Here is a 13,661-nt window from a genome sequence, read left to right as displayed (position 1 = left end):
GCATCATCCTAACTATTGCCAGCTGATGACGCGTTTGATATAGTGAGTTTTCGACCGTTACGTTAGCAAGGGGGAAGGTCATCAGGTGCGTTATTACAAGCCGATCGAAATCGCCAGAGAGCTTCAGATCAGTACCAGCGCTTTGCGTCATTACGAATCATGGGGCGTGGTCCCCGCACCCTCCCGTGCCGCCAATGGGTATCGACTGTACACGAAGCTGCATTTGGCCTATTTCCGCTGTCTGCGCGCCATGTCTCCCGGGTTTGGCGTGGGGCTCACCTGCGACGTTCTGCGGCATATTCAAAACGCGAATACAGATGCCGCGTTCTGGCTCGTAAACAAGCAGCAAGCCATCCTTCAACAGGATAAAAACGCCGCGAGCCAAACGCTTGACTTGCTGCAAAATCTCGACCTGCCCACGGTTACGAATAAAAAGACGAAAAGCCATATGACGATCGGCGAAGTCGCCGCATTTACAGGGGTTACGACTTCGGCCATCCGCCATTGGGAGAAGGAAGGCTTGCTCACGCCTGCACGGGATCCGGAGAATGGCTACCGGCTGTTTACACAGATTCATATACGTAAAATTTTGCTCATCCGCACCTTGCGAAGCACCGTCTATTTTTTGAGCAATATGAAGGAAATCTTACATGCGGTGGAAAACCAAAGCATCGAGCATGCGAAAAAAGTGACGGAAGATGCCATCCTCAGCATTTATGAGCGCAATCGCCATCAGTTCCGCGGCATTCATCAGCTGGTCGAGCTTTGCAAAGAATTGGAGCTACTATGAAGAGCTGATCGCATTCACTTTCTCGTAAGTCGTAAAAAACTGATCGATCGGTCCGCGATGCAGGAAGGATACATATTTTTGCGACATGCTATTTCGATTCCAATTACGTTCCGTTCCTTTTAATCCATGAATGTACACGCCAACTTTATCCCCTCCGCTAAATGATTTTCATGAACTACTAATTCTCCAACCTATTCCATATTCCTCCAACAGTAAGAAAAACAAGCCCATCGTGTATCATCTGTAAATCTTTTCTGAACCTGCGACAACATCGCCGAGAGAAGCCGCTATCGTTTTTCTCAAAAATTCTCAAGGTTGTTGCATGTATTTTCCAAAGGTAAAGTAGAAGTGTAATCAACCTTTATCAAAGGAGTTGAATAGGATGATCGTTCGCGAAGTAAGGCCGGATGACGATTTTTCATTGATCGGCTCGTTACTGGAAAAAACCGTCAAACGGTTTCACAAGGAAATCGGACTGCATACTCAATATTCGGAAGATTCCGCATTTCTTGAACGAATGCTTTTTGCAAACTCGGAGCCGCGGCCTTCAGCGAAAGGTTTTGTAGCGGTACAGGATGATAGCATCAAAGCGTTCATATGCGTGAATTTATCGGGGAAGTACAAAAATGGTTATGTAACGGCAGGAATGGAGGAAGGGTACGAAGCGTGTATACCCGAATTGGTTGAGTGCTGCGTCAATGCAGTTCGAGAGAACGGGGGTTCGGCGGTTCACAAGTTCGTGGCACTGGTTCCCGGACAAATCCGGAACAGCTCGATCACGTTCTGGGAACGGTTCGGTTTCGTTTCAAATCCTTATTTTCATGCGCATATCCAGCTTGACGTCGAGTCGTGGACGATGCCCGGGCAGCTTGATACCGAAGGAATTGCGCCGGCCGAAGATATGGAATTATCCGATATACTCCGAAGCTTGATCGAGGATCGCGAGGACGAGCTGGCGGCTGTGTTTCAATCCGGTTTTCCGGACAAAACGCCGGAGCATGTCATTTTAATCATGCGCAGCGGACAAGAGCGCGAGATTGCAGGCATTTCTTATTACCGCGTCGCAGCCTTCCGAGATATTCAGCCGGACGGCCATGTGGTAAACGGGTTAGGTGCGTGGAACGTCGGGTTTCATTTTCGCAGCAGCGTGCCGCTTTCTCGACAGGAGAAAGGCAGATTCATCCGGGTTGTTATCGCCTCCATGAAGCAATTACAAGTTGTGTCTGCCAGCTCGCAGGTTTCGTCCCGGGATTTCGATGCATTCGTCGAATTGCTCGCGCAAGGCTTCCAATTTCAGAACCCTCAATCTATATCGCCGATGACGGTACGATTGACGAGATCCATTTAGGCGGCCGAATATGACCAAATATGTGAATGCCAATAAAGTATTGCCCGAAGCCCTTGTTCAAGAAATCCAAAAATATGTTCAAGGTCAGCATCTTTATATCCCTCGATCGGACCGAAAAGCTTGGGGCTCCAGTACAGGTATTCGGGAGGATTTACAGGAACGGAATGCCGAAATCGTGCGAATGTACAAAAGCGGCGTTAATATGATAAAACTGACGGAGTTGTTTTACTTGAGCGTCGAACGAATTGAAGCGATCATCTATGACGATCTGAGCAAATGATCACGAAAAAGGGGGCGGGTTGCCCCCTTTTTCATCATCTCCAGTGTGAACTCCCCGCTATACATTGAGCTTCATACGTCGTAGTTCTTTTTTGGCAATCAAATGGGCCACAGGCTCCACTACTTTATTTTAACGACTACCTTTCCTTTGGCACTTCCGCTTTCCAGATACCGGAGCGCTAGCCCCGCATCTTCGAATTTGAATATCTTATCAATGACGGGTTTAATGCGACCTTCTTCAATAAAATCTTTTATTGCCTTTAATTGCTCTCCGCTTGGTTTCATAAATAGGAAATGATAGCTCGAGCGGTATTTCTTCTCAAGAGCTGTGATTTTACGGCTAACGATAGATAAAATGGCCGTCTTCAACCACCCCAAGTTTGCTTCTTTTCCGAATTTTGCGTTTGGCATGCCGGAGATGGATACTATTTTTCCATTTGGTTTTAGAACCTGGAATGACTTTTCCAAAACTTGACCTCCTAAAGTATCGTACACCGCATCATAATCTGTAAGCTTTTCTTCAAAATTCTCTTTTTTATAATTAATAATTAGATCGGCGCCCAGAGATTTGACCAAATCGTAACCTTTATCGCTTGCAGTAGTCGCAACATAAGCTCCCATCAATTTAGCCAGTTGAATCGCGAAGGTGCCTACGCCGCCCGATCCTGCGTGAATCAAAATTTTTTGGCCTTTTTGAAGCTTTAAAATATCGGAAAAGGCTTGGTAAGTGGTGAGTCCGACCAATGGTATCGATGCCGCTTCTTCAAAGTTTAGGTTCCGCGGCTTTAGAGAAATATCTTCCTCATGAACAGCGATATATTCGGCTAATGTCCCGATCCTGCCTTTGCGAGGCCTTCCGTAAACTTCATCTCCGGGATTAAATGCGTTCACCCGGCTGCCAACCTTAACTACAACTCCGGAAAAATCATTTCCTAATATTAAAGGCATCTTATAATTAAGCAGAAGCTTTACTTTACCCTCTTTTATTTTAAAGTCGATAGGATTTAAGCTGGCTGCGTAAATTTCCACAAGCACATCATGCTCTCCGATGTCGGGCATTGGTCTTTCCGTCATAAGCAAGGAAACATTTTTTCCGTATTTCTCAATGATCATAGCCTTCATTTTTATCACTCCATTTGATTATTCGTTTAAACACATAAACATATAGGCGAAAAAGTTTCCTAAAAACACTCCTACTGATAGAGAACGCCGAGTCCCAATCCGCATTCGGAATTCGCAATGATTATTCGTTTAAACACATAAACTTATAGTCCAAAATAACTTTTCGAATGCTTGGTCAAGATTTGGTACACTGGGCTTCAATAGCCCCAATCAAAGCCTTGAGTTGTTCAAGCGGTTCGCGGACAGTAAGCACATAATAATTTTCTACGCTCTTTTTTTCAAAATTAACAAAGCCGGACTGCCTCAAAACCTTCAAATGATGGGAAATGGCCGGCCTGGACAAATTGATTTGGTCCGCTATAGTGTTAACATTAAGGCCGGATTTATGCTGTGCCAACAGCAAAATAATGGCTTGACGGTTTTCATCAGTCAGCACATCCAGTAAAGGAATACATGCTTTAAATTGTTGCAGAATATGCTCGGTTTGCTGACTCATATGCGCCGCCCCTTCCGTTTATTCGTTTAAATACTTAAACTTAATTATATCCAGCTTGTTTCAAGAATCAAGCATGCAAAAAATACAAATAAGTCCGAGATCAACTCTAAAGCTATGGGAGTACTGAAGACTTAGTTACTGGTTACGAAAGCAAACACGGGAAACGCAATTGTTATTCGGGAAAAACTCCAAACCTCCACCCCACTTTGTAAAGTAGGATGGAGGCTCTCATTCGCAAATGAACCGCTGTATAGTGAGGTATGCAAGACAAAAGGCTACGACTACTGGCGGGAGTCGTCATCCTTCTTCAGGGGCAAGTCTTCGGCACCTTCCCGTTCTTTGTTTCCTGCTTTGAATTCTCGAATCGTCGTTCCGATCGCCCTGCCCAATTGCGGCAGCTTGGATGGTCCGAACAGAAGCAGCGCGATTAGAATGATTAGGGCAAACCCCGTTGCACCGATACCAAAAGGCATCTTCCTCCACTCCTCTCCTAAACGCCTTTCGACGTCAACCGTCTATACAAGCAAAGCGGTAGCATACATAACCGCGATGCCGAGACAAACGCTTGCAAAATTTCTCCAAGACAATAAAGGATATGCATGCTTAGCGGATTCTTTCATAATCATTTTCGCAATGACATATACAACTTGTGCAATCGCACCGGTACCGATTCCGAAAAACAAAGCCGCCAGCGAATTGTTCAAAATCAATCCTCCCGACCATACACCCAGTATGGCTGGAGCGCCTCCGATTATTGCGAGAACGGCAAACGTTCGCCATGTCGGCTTGGCTTTGGTTAACGGAGCCGCGATACCGATCCCTTCCGTCATATTATGCAAGGTAAATCCAATAATCAGGAACGTTCCAAGAGCCGCTTCCCCTACGGCAAAAGCAGTGCCGATCGCCAATCCTTCGCCAAAATTATGCAGCCCGATCCCCGTCGCCAGCTTGAAGGCAAGCGATTTTCCTTCCCCGTCTTGACCACGAGCTTTGCGGTCGCTCGCCTGATCGACGGCAGTCAAGAACAGGAGGCTAAGCAAGGCGCCAAACCAGACCAAGCCCGTACCTTGAAAGATGGAGGGCGCTTTCGCCGCAAACTCCAAACCTTCCTCAAACGTATCCACGATCAGATAGAGAAGCAGGCCTGCTGTAAAAGCAAGAACCGCATGCATGCCGCGCATCGAGAAACGACGAATAAACGGGAACCATAACAGTCCGAGCGCTATCGGAATGACACCTACATAAATGCCGATCAATGCGTATTTGCCTATTCGTTCCCCGTTCATTTCAGGCGTTTTGAACGCGACATCGATTCCTTGATCGAATATCGTGCTGTTTGACGAAATCATGCGTATTTCATGCGCATCGCCTTCCACCCACGGATACGGAATCGTTATCGTAGCCCGCCCCATTCGCGGAATCGTCGCACTTGGATTCATTTGGAAATTCCAGTAAGCATCGTCCACCATCACCTGTGCAATGGTTAACGCTTCCGGGCCGGAATTCAGAACTTTCAAAGTAATGCCTTCGTTCGTCAAAACCATCTTCTCCACGTCCATATTTTCGATCGGTACCGGCGAAGCTTCATCGACTCCTGTTCCGAGCGTCATAATGGCTGCGATCATGGCGATCAGAAGGACGACCGGCAATCCGCCCCACAGCAGCAGGTTGCTTTTTTTGGCGCTGCCGGGCGTTTGACTGATATTGGTTTGAAGCTGACTCATTGCCACGCCCTCCTTCTACTCGGCTTCAAAGAAGCCCATCCAGCCGAGCTCCGTAAATTCGCTGACATGTGCGTGAAACATATATTTTCCAGGCGTCGGGAAAACGATTTCGACTAGCCCGCGTTCCCCCTGGCCTAACACAATCGTATCCGTGTAATAAGGCCGCGCCTCCGGATCCGCTCCGATCGCATAATAGTGAAAAAAATTCGCATGCAGATGAAATGAATTGATGAGATCGAATTCGAGAAAATTGCTTAAATAGATGCGGACCAATTCTCCAACCTTAACTTTTACGGGTTCCTGCATGTAAGCAAAAGCATAACCGTTTACGGTATACACTTCGTTCTCTCCGTCGAAATCCAAGTCGTACCCGTTCATCACCATCGAAAATTCCTTCGCCGGTGTTCGCGGCTTCTTCGGATCAATAATGAAATTGCCGTACATTCCTTTATGCAGATGATGTCTGAAAGGCTGTACATGGCAATGATAGACCATCATACCGGCCGGCTTCGCTTCAAACTCGTAAGTAAACGTACCCCCGGGAGGAACCTGCTCCAACCCGTCCATGTTTGTCGGATGTATGCCGTGAAAATGAATCGAGTGCGGGTGGGACGTGGCATTGCTGAATTTGATTCTGAGGATATCCCCTTCCGTACAGCGGATCGTCGGTCCCGGAATGGTTCCATTGTACGTCCATCCGGGAAATTTCACCCCTTTCATGATTTCAATCTCTTGATCCAGCGCCGTCATCTCATATTCCCTAATCGTCCGGCCGTCAGCCGATTGGCTGACTTTGCCGTAATCAAAGCTAGTTAGCGCTTCTCTTGCCATTTTGAGCCCTTCCGTCACTTCCGTGCCGGGATCATATCCATGCTGCATAGCATGAGAACCGGGCTCCGCGCCGTTGTGAGCATCATGCGATTCAGCTTTAACCGTGCTCCCCAGCAGGGAACCCGGATTCAGCAAAGCGCCGCCGATCAACGCTGCGGTCCCGGCCGCCCCGGCCTTCAAAAAATTGCGACGCGATACTTGCTTGTTTCGATCTGCCATTGTCTTCCCTCCACAAATTTTGTACAAGGATAATTATGTTGAGCTCGTGCAATTTTTTATCCAAAAAAAGAGAAACGACATATTCTTGCTCCTAAGTATACGCCCGATGTTTTTTGCTGTAAAGCCATTTTTTTGTTTATACGCATTAATTTTTCCCTAGGGAAAAACATGCTTCTCAGTCACTCTTCTACCAACTTAACCGACTCAGCGATTGCACTACGTTATAAGCGAAAAATCGTATCCGGCTAGCTGCATACGACGAACGGCCTTTTCATTAACGCCGTATTTATACAGGTATAGATGGCGCTTTCAGCTCCGTCTCACGGTAAATAAACAAAAAAAACACTGCCCCGAAAAGCAGTGCTTACCGCTAAAAAAGACAACTTTACTAAACCGGTTACCTTCTCCCTGTTGAATAAAACGGCGTGCATCAATCTATCGCGACGCCCAGCGCACGGTTCTTTTCAGCGAATCGGTCGTTATGCGAGGAAACGTACGCCATCCGAGGCGCTTCCGGATCCATAAACAACTTTGCGCTGTTTACCGCTAATGCGGCATCGGAGAACGCCCCGGCAATCAGATTCACCTTGCTTGTATAGTCTGCGAAGTCGCCCGCTGCGAATATGCCGGGCAGATTCGTCTCCAGCTTGCCCCCCGTGAACACGTTCCAGTCGTTCATGTGGAGACCCCACTCATTAATCCCGGTAAAGTCGGATTTCAACCCGTGGTTGACAATAACCGCGTCGACTTCCAGCTGCTCGGATTCGCCGGTTTCGATGTGGCAAATCGTGACTTTTCCGATCGTCTTCCCGTCGCTGCTATGTAGTTGGCTGAGGGCATACGGGGTTTTCACACAAACGGAGGAAGTTTTCATCCGAATCACGTTTTTCTCATGGCCGCCGAATTGGTCCCGGCGATGTACGACCGTTACGCTGCCCGCGATCGATTCCAGCTCGTTCGCCCAGTCCACCGCCGAATTGCCGCCGCCGGAAATAAGGACCTTCTTGCCGCGGAACGGCTCCAGCTCCTGAACGGTATAGTGCAGATTCGAAACCTCGTAACGCTCGGCTCCCTCGATTTCAAGCTTCGCCATTTTCAGAATGCCCCGTCCCAATGCAAGAACGATCGTACGCGTCCAATGGCGCTCTCCGGTCTCCGCCACTAACATATAGGTGCCGTCCTCCTGCACTTCAAGTCCCTTAATGTGCTGTCCAAATACGATAGTCGGATCGAACACTTGAGCCTGCCGGGCAAGCTGCTCGATTAACTGCTCGCATATGATCGGGGCGAAGCCGCCTACGTCCCAGATCATTTTCTCCGGATAAATAAGCATGCGTCCCCCCAGCTCGTTTCTCGCTTCAATAAGCTTCGTTTTCAGATCGCGCATCCCGCTATAGAAGGCGGCGTACATACCTGCCGGACCCCCGCCGATTATCGTCACATCATACAATTCCAATGGCTCCGCCATATTAAATTCCTCCTGTTTGCTTCTTATCGGCAATCGTAGTTGATAGTTATTCTCATTTACATCAATCATTGTATCCTTTTGCCTCTCGAGCGGACAATGGACAAATGTGACAGGTTCTTTGTACAAATTCAAAGCTTAGCTGAAGGTTTAAGGATTCTGTACGCCCCTGCGTGAATGATATTCATTATCATTCATGTTACTTTATATGCAAATTATGTTACCGTCCATAGCAAAATTAACACTGCTTGCATACATTTCTTCATCAACCTTCCAGCCGGCTCCATACTCGACTGACGCGCGATATACTTAGCACACCATCAAGTCTAAAACCAGGGATAGATGATCTGGTTACGAAAGCAAACATGGATATCGTAGTGGTTATGCACGAATCGGGCAATTAGTGGAGAAAACCTTATTGTTCATGAGGCTGTCCTCACTATTTCGCAGGTAACATGCTCGTTCTCGCCCATCAGTGAGGCAAACGCAACTATCAATTTCGTTTGACTCACTAATAGTTGCATTTGCCTCATTACCTCACCAAAACACGGGTTTTTGATTTGACATAGTGAGGTTTGCCTCACGAATAGTAAACTTTTCCTCATTGTGAGGGCCACTATCCGTTGCATGATCAAGTTCTTACATCTTTAAAATCGATAGTATAAGTGTTGAAATGCTACCAGTCATCAACCGCTTCTTTTCTGAATAAACCAAAAAACGCCTTTCGGCGTTTTTGGAGTACACATATCTTTTTCCGTTCTCGTGAGATGTCTTCACCTGGGCATGCACGATTTGCACTAAATAGGGAGTATTTCCCTAAAGAAAATCAGTTCGCTTGACGCTGCGCCTGCTGCTCTGCTCCGTCCTGATACAAGATGAAGCCGGATGCTTCCGAATGATCTTCTTCGGTTATAAATTCAACCTCGACCGGCAAGGCGCGGATAAAAAATTTTGTCTCGGACGAAGCGTACATCTCCAGCCTTACTTGCCCCTCAATTTGTATAAACAAACTGCCAGCCTCGCTTGTTACGGACACTTTAGGCCCATCGGGAAATTCATAATGGCCGGCATAACGTTCAAGGACGACCGAATCTACGGCGACGACTTCCTGTCTTGGTAAACGCTCCGGAATGTCGTACGGCTGATCGAACAATATTTGCTCCACCGCCGCAATAACCGCTTGATCGAACTCGTAGCCTTGCTCCATATTGCTTAAACCGATGATCGTTTTGTTGCAATCGACAAAGCGGACGAATGTCGTAGAGTAGCCTGGCCAGCCCCCTTGATGGCTTACGACCGTTCCTTTCCCTTCCTGACGGTCCACAATCCAGCCGAAGCCGTAATCGAAGGTTTCCCCGTTATTCATGCGGGCGGGAGCGAATGCAGCGCTCTTCGATTGTTCGTTCAAGAGGCTTTCGCCGTATAAAGCTTGATCGAAGCGGTACAAGTCCCGAATCGTCGAATTTACCGTACCGTCGCCTTGAATGCCGTCCAAGTACACCACATAGTCGGTCTCCGGCAGTTGGTCCGGCAGCATGTATTCCCCCGAACGGACATCATATACGTATCCGTATGCATAGTCAGCTATGCTCTCGTTACGGTAACGTCTGTTATACACTTGCGTATCGTTCATTTCCAGCGGTTTAAAAATATTTTCACGCATATACTCGGCAAAGCTTAGCCCCGATACTTTTTCGACGATTAAGGCCAGCAGCACATATCCCGTATTGCTGTAGCGCCACTCCTCATTCGGATGAAAAAGACATGCCGGCTTGTAGGTTGTCAGCATATCGAGAACGTCTTCATTGCAAGCGATCCGTGTATGATCCCAATGCTCCAGAAACAGCTCCATATAATCGGGCAGCCCCGACGTATGCGTCAGCAGGTGCCGAATTGTGATGCCCGGATACGGGAAATTAGGCAGCCAACGATCGATACGGTCCTCGTAATTCAACCTTCCCCTTTGCTCAAGATGGATGATGGCGGCTGCTGTGAACGGTTTGGAAACGGAAGCAAGCTCAAAAACGGAAGTAACGGTCAGCTTTCTGCCTGTAGACAGCTCTGCCATCCCATAAGCCGCTTCTGCAAGAATCTGCCCCTTCTCTGCGACCAAAATCGCGCCGTTGAACTGTCCTTTTTCAACTAATGTTTCGAATAGTTCTGTTAATTTTTCCTGTTTGGTCTTCATTTCAATCGCTCCCCATTCATTATGTATATAAAGTGTTTAGCAACCTAACCTATTGGCCAAAAAAAAATTATTTGCCGGATAACTCGGCTTCTACGATTTTTTTTAATTTGAATGTCAGCTTATTCAACAGCTCAACATCCTCGAAATCCAGTTTCGCATAAAAACGTTCGATGATCGCCCGCTCCACCTGATCATGCTTGGCAAAAAAACGAACGCCTTCCTCATCCAACAAAACCAATATCTCGCGTCGGTTATGAACATTTATTTCTCTCTTCACATAACCTGACTTCTCCAGCTTGCTGACAATTTGACTGATTGCGCTGGAGGAAACCTGCATGGAGTCGGCGATTTCGCGTACGGTTACCGATTTTCGCTTATTGACGATTTCCAGCAGCAATGCTTGCTTCGTCGTTATCTCATCTTCCAGCAAAGTCTGGAACTCTCGAAGAAGCATCGTATTAATGACATACTCGGCTTCGTTCATTTCTTTCACGCACTCGATCAGTTTGTCAATATCGGCTTCTTTTCCCATCGCGAAACGTAATCCACCTTCATTGTTAAGTCTTCTTAACTATTCTAGCACAATCGAAAGCACAATGCACGTTCATGCAACCATGCTCCTTCATCCCTCTCCGTGCGGCACCCATTAATCGTTCAAGGATAAACGGCTTCGCCGTCCTAAACGCTTTCGAAGAAAGCGACTTCGTAAGCATAAGCTAAGGACAAACGCGTTTACCGGGAATTGGAACAATCAGCGGAGGATATACTTTCTGACAATTTCAAAAAAGGCCGCCTTCGCGACCCTTACGTTTCAGCTTGTCATGCCGTGCCAACCTAAAGGACATTTCGGGCGGGGATTTTGATTGGCTCTAAAATAACCGTATCGTAAATACACTTATCGCGGCAATACGGCGTCGTCCGCCAGTCTTTTAACAAATTTGTATCGAACGGGTAATTAAACAGCGATTTCAAGCCGTTCCCGTATCTTACGATTACTTTGCATTCGGAAGGTACGATTGCTGCAAGATTATTAAGCACATCAAGCTTTGACGGTACAAGCGAGGCGATAAACACATGCGTCATTTGCCCTATTAATTCGTCATCATTCATCCCGTTATCCAAATAGGTAACGTTCCCTTCCAAACCGAAATATCGGATTAAATTTCGCCCATGATATACGGCTTCTTCATCAATATCCAAGCAAAATAATAAAGCGGATGTCTCCAGCGCTATCGTTAAGGCGGATAACGGGAAGGCGCCGGCGCCGACAAAGAGCACTTTAGAGTCCCGGTTGATATGCGTATAGCCGCACTCCTCCTTGACCGAAGCCGATAACAGTGAAACATATGGATTTATATCCATGCCTGACGTATATGTACGCAAAGATCTTGATTTTTCCACGAAACATAACGCTTTTGCCGCCGATTCCCTCAGCCGTTCGGCAGCATTTCCAATGCCCTCCCGGTCTCCCCATCGATTCCATAACTTCGCGTTTTCTTCGCAAACGATATATTCGCAAAGCCGATCGAGCCGAGCGCCAAGCAGATCCAACGCTTCCGAGGCACTGACCGCGGCTCTCGTCAGTCTGTCGATATCGTCTCGAAGCGCGTTTAGGCCGTTCAACAGCTCCCTCTGGCTTTCCATCCCGCATCCCTCCGTTTCCTATACTCATCGCTCAAGTCGAGCAATATGAATATATGAGGAAGGACAAGGTGCTCATGATGACTGTTTATAACAAGGATAAACGGATTCGTTGTCCTAAACGCTTTCGAAGAAAGCGACTTCGCAAGCATAAGCAAAGGACAGACGCGTTTACCGTTGAAATATGAGCGCTCGATAGGTGAAGCATGTAAACACTAATATTTATTAAAAAAAACCGCGATATACGCGGTATGCGGTCACTTCGTCATTACTTGCAATTCGGGCATCCATTGCTTCATATGTTTGGCAATCTCCGGCATATAGGTGCCGGCATTCGAAACTTGATTGACCGGCGCTTCCCAAAGCGGTACGATTTTGTACTTCCGCCAATTCGTCATGCTGATCCAGGTCGGAATAAAGGCAGGCTTCTGCACTTGAATCGTGACATTGCCTTGCTTGACGGTTTTGACGACTTGCATTTGTAAAATTCCGCCTGTCCGATTGCGGTTCCCCTCCTGCGCCGCCAGGAAGTTCCCTAATGAGTAAATGACAAGCGATTGATTCCCCCGTGACGTCTCGATCCATTCCATCGGCTGGAGCACATGCGGATGATGGCCGATAATAATGTCGGCGCCTGCTTCCGCCGCCATCTTGGCGACATCCTTCTGTTCCCGGTTCGGCATATTGACGTATTCTTGTCCGAAATGAACATTCATAACAACAACATCGGCTTGTGTCCGCGCTTCACTGATTTCGCTCTTTATTTTCTCCTCTTCGATTAAATTAACGAGATACGGCTTGCCAGCCGGAACCGGAATGCCGTTCGTTCCGAAGGTGTATGACACGAAGGCGAAAGTAATCCCGTTCTTCTCGACGGTTCGCAATCGTTTCTGATCCTCAGCCGATAAGTAAGCGCCCGTATAAATCAGTCCCAGCTTGTCCAAATGCCGGATCGTGTTCGTTACGGCCTCTTCTCCGCGATCCAGCGTATGATTGTTGGCAAGATTGATGATATCGAAGCCCGCATCCTTCAGCGCATCGCCCACTTCCGTCGGCCCATTGAAGCGCGGGTAATCCGATAGCCCGAGCTCCACTCCGCCCAGCATGCTTTCTTGATTCGCCATAGCCAAATCGGCGGATTCGATATACGGCTTGACCCGCTCGAACATGCCCTTAAAATCATAACCATCCTCCGTTTTAGCGTCTTTATATACGGAGCTATGAATAAGCACATCTCCTACTGCAGCCAAGGACGCTTCATATGTTTGCACCTCATCCCGTTGCGGCAAATTTGGACTCCGTTGCGGCAAACTTGGACTCGGCTCGACTGTCTGTTGCGGCGGCTGAATCGTTTCTTCGGGCTGCGTTTGCGGCTTGGGAGCGTCTTCTTCCCGCCAGCTGCAGCCGGTCATGCCGATAATCAGCGCAAACAAAAGGACCGTAACAACGGTAATCTTGATTGTATTCCCTATGCAATCTTTCATAATAGCTTAACAGTACTCCTTTACTCTTATCGCCTCTCACGATCCGATCAGTAATCCGGAAGCTTCGTACGCCT

14 protein-coding genes are annotated in these 13,661 nt (G+C 47.5%); 3 read left to right on the top strand and 11 right to left on the bottom strand.

The window, feature by feature from the left end; genetic code table 11:
- The first annotated feature begins 85 nt into the window (after positions 1–85).
- Positions 86–790, top strand: a complete 705-nt coding sequence (locus DQG23_RS01695; RefSeq protein ID WP_113029051.1) for a TioE family transcriptional regulator — start codon at positions 86–88, stop codon at positions 788–790.
- On the opposite strand, the gene DQG23_RS42030 is transcribed toward DQG23_RS01695, so the two are convergent.
- Positions 785–928 carry a hypothetical protein gene (locus DQG23_RS42030; RefSeq protein WP_158560246.1) on the bottom strand — a complete coding sequence of 48 codons (144 nt, stop codon included), beginning with the start codon at positions 926–928 and terminating at the stop codon, positions 785–787. The genes DQG23_RS01695 and DQG23_RS42030 overlap by 6 nt on opposite strands.
- A 244-nt stretch (positions 929–1,172) precedes the next feature.
- On the opposite strand from DQG23_RS42030, the gene DQG23_RS01690 reads away from it, so the two are divergent.
- Both DQG23_RS01690 and DQG23_RS01685 read left to right on the top strand, forming a co-directional pair.
- On the top strand, positions 1,173–2,138 hold the full coding sequence (locus DQG23_RS01690) for a hypothetical protein (protein ID WP_113029050.1): 966 nt from the start codon (positions 1,173–1,175) through the stop codon (positions 2,136–2,138).
- A 10-nt stretch (positions 2,139–2,148) separates the two neighbouring features.
- Complete coding sequence (locus tag DQG23_RS01685; protein WP_113029049.1) at positions 2,149–2,418, top strand: CD3324 family protein; 270 nt, start codon at positions 2,149–2,151, stop codon at positions 2,416–2,418.
- Between the two features lie 119 nt (positions 2,419–2,537).
- Here DQG23_RS01685 and DQG23_RS01680 read toward each other — a convergent pair whose 3' ends face one another.
- The 10 genes from DQG23_RS01680 to DQG23_RS01635 all read right to left on the bottom strand — a co-directional run bounded on the left by DQG23_RS01680 (position 2,538) and on the right by DQG23_RS01635 (position 13,587).
- Positions 2,538–3,539, bottom strand: coding sequence for an NADP-dependent oxidoreductase (locus DQG23_RS01680; RefSeq protein ID WP_113029048.1), 1,002 nt, complete (start codon positions 3,537–3,539; stop codon positions 2,538–2,540).
- Between the two features lie 175 nt (positions 3,540–3,714).
- Positions 3,715–4,035: an ArsR/SmtB family transcription factor gene (locus DQG23_RS01675; RefSeq protein ID WP_113029047.1), complete on the bottom strand. Its 321-nt coding sequence runs from the start codon at positions 4,033–4,035 to the stop codon at positions 3,715–3,717.
- Between the two features lie 281 nt (positions 4,036–4,316).
- The gene (gene tatA, locus DQG23_RS01670) at positions 4,317–4,508 is read right to left on the bottom strand and encodes a twin-arginine translocase TatA/TatE family subunit (protein WP_113029046.1); all 192 of its coding nucleotides are present in this window, start codon (positions 4,506–4,508) and stop codon (positions 4,317–4,319) included.
- A 42-nt stretch (positions 4,509–4,550) separates the two neighbouring features.
- Positions 4,551–5,759: a ZIP family metal transporter gene (locus tag DQG23_RS01665; protein ID WP_113029045.1), complete on the bottom strand. Its 1,209-nt coding sequence runs from the start codon at positions 5,757–5,759 to the stop codon at positions 4,551–4,553.
- Positions 5,760–5,774: 15 nt separating this feature from the next.
- On the bottom strand, positions 5,775–6,809 hold the full coding sequence (locus DQG23_RS01660; RefSeq protein ID WP_113029044.1) for a multicopper oxidase domain-containing protein: 1,035 nt from the start codon (positions 6,807–6,809) through the stop codon (positions 5,775–5,777).
- Between the two features lie 430 nt (positions 6,810–7,239).
- Positions 7,240–8,277, bottom strand: a complete 1,038-nt coding sequence (locus tag DQG23_RS01655; protein ID WP_113029043.1) for an NAD(P)/FAD-dependent oxidoreductase — start codon at positions 8,275–8,277, stop codon at positions 7,240–7,242.
- Between the two features lie 823 nt (positions 8,278–9,100).
- On the bottom strand, positions 9,101–10,462 hold the full coding sequence (locus DQG23_RS01650; protein ID WP_113029042.1) for a serine hydrolase: 1,362 nt from the start codon (positions 10,460–10,462) through the stop codon (positions 9,101–9,103).
- Positions 10,463–10,529: 67 nt separating this feature from the next.
- Positions 10,530–10,994 (bottom strand): MarR family winged helix-turn-helix transcriptional regulator, encoded by a 465-nt coding sequence (locus tag DQG23_RS01645; protein WP_113029041.1) that lies wholly within the window; start codon positions 10,992–10,994, stop codon positions 10,530–10,532.
- Positions 10,995–11,296: 302 nt separating this feature from the next.
- Complete coding sequence (locus tag DQG23_RS01640) at positions 11,297–12,106, bottom strand: nicotianamine synthase family protein (RefSeq protein WP_113029040.1); 810 nt, start codon at positions 12,104–12,106, stop codon at positions 11,297–11,299.
- Positions 12,107–12,360: 254 nt separating this feature from the next.
- Positions 12,361–13,587: a CapA family protein gene (locus DQG23_RS01635; protein WP_238177707.1), complete on the bottom strand. Its 1,227-nt coding sequence runs from the start codon at positions 13,585–13,587 to the stop codon at positions 12,361–12,363.
- Positions 13,588–13,661 lie beyond the last annotated feature (74 nt).

Source organism: Paenibacillus contaminans (assembly GCF_003285015.1).
In the GTDB taxonomy this organism is placed as follows: Bacteria; Bacillota; Bacilli; order Paenibacillales; family NBRC-103111; genus Paenibacillus_V; species Paenibacillus_V contaminans.
This window is presented reverse-complemented; position numbering and strand designations above follow the sequence as displayed.

Coding starts and splice junctions, on each gene's coding strand:
- DQG23_RS01685 (WP_113029049.1), top strand. CDS start 2,149: ATGACCAAATATGTGAATGCCAATAAAGTATTGCCCGAAGCCCTTGTT.
- DQG23_RS01640 (WP_113029040.1), bottom strand. CDS start 12,106: ATGGAAAGCCAGAGGGAGCTGTTGAACGGCCTAAACGCGCTTCGAGAC.
- DQG23_RS01665 (WP_113029045.1), bottom strand. CDS start 5,759: ATGAGTCAGCTTCAAACCAATATCAGTCAAACGCCCGGCAGCGCCAAA.
- DQG23_RS01655 (WP_113029043.1), bottom strand. CDS start 8,277: ATGGCGGAGCCATTGGAATTGTATGATGTGACGATAATCGGCGGGGGT.
- DQG23_RS01660 (WP_113029044.1), bottom strand. CDS start 6,809: ATGGCAGATCGAAACAAGCAAGTATCGCGTCGCAATTTTTTGAAGGCC.
- DQG23_RS01645 (WP_113029041.1), bottom strand. CDS start 10,994: ATGGGAAAAGAAGCCGATATTGACAAACTGATCGAGTGCGTGAAAGAA.
- tatA (WP_113029046.1), bottom strand. CDS start 4,508: ATGCCTTTTGGTATCGGTGCAACGGGGTTTGCCCTAATCATTCTAATC.
- DQG23_RS01675 (WP_113029047.1), bottom strand. CDS start 4,035: ATGAGTCAGCAAACCGAGCATATTCTGCAACAATTTAAAGCATGTATT.
- DQG23_RS01635 (WP_238177707.1), bottom strand. CDS start 13,587: ATGAAAGATTGCATAGGGAATACAATCAAGATTACCGTTGTTACGGTC.
- DQG23_RS01650 (WP_113029042.1), bottom strand. CDS start 10,462: ATGAAGACCAAACAGGAAAAATTAACAGAACTATTCGAAACATTAGTT.
- DQG23_RS01680 (WP_113029048.1), bottom strand. CDS start 3,539: ATGAAGGCTATGATCATTGAGAAATACGGAAAAAATGTTTCCTTGCTT.
- DQG23_RS01690 (WP_113029050.1), top strand. CDS start 1,173: ATGATCGTTCGCGAAGTAAGGCCGGATGACGATTTTTCATTGATCGGC.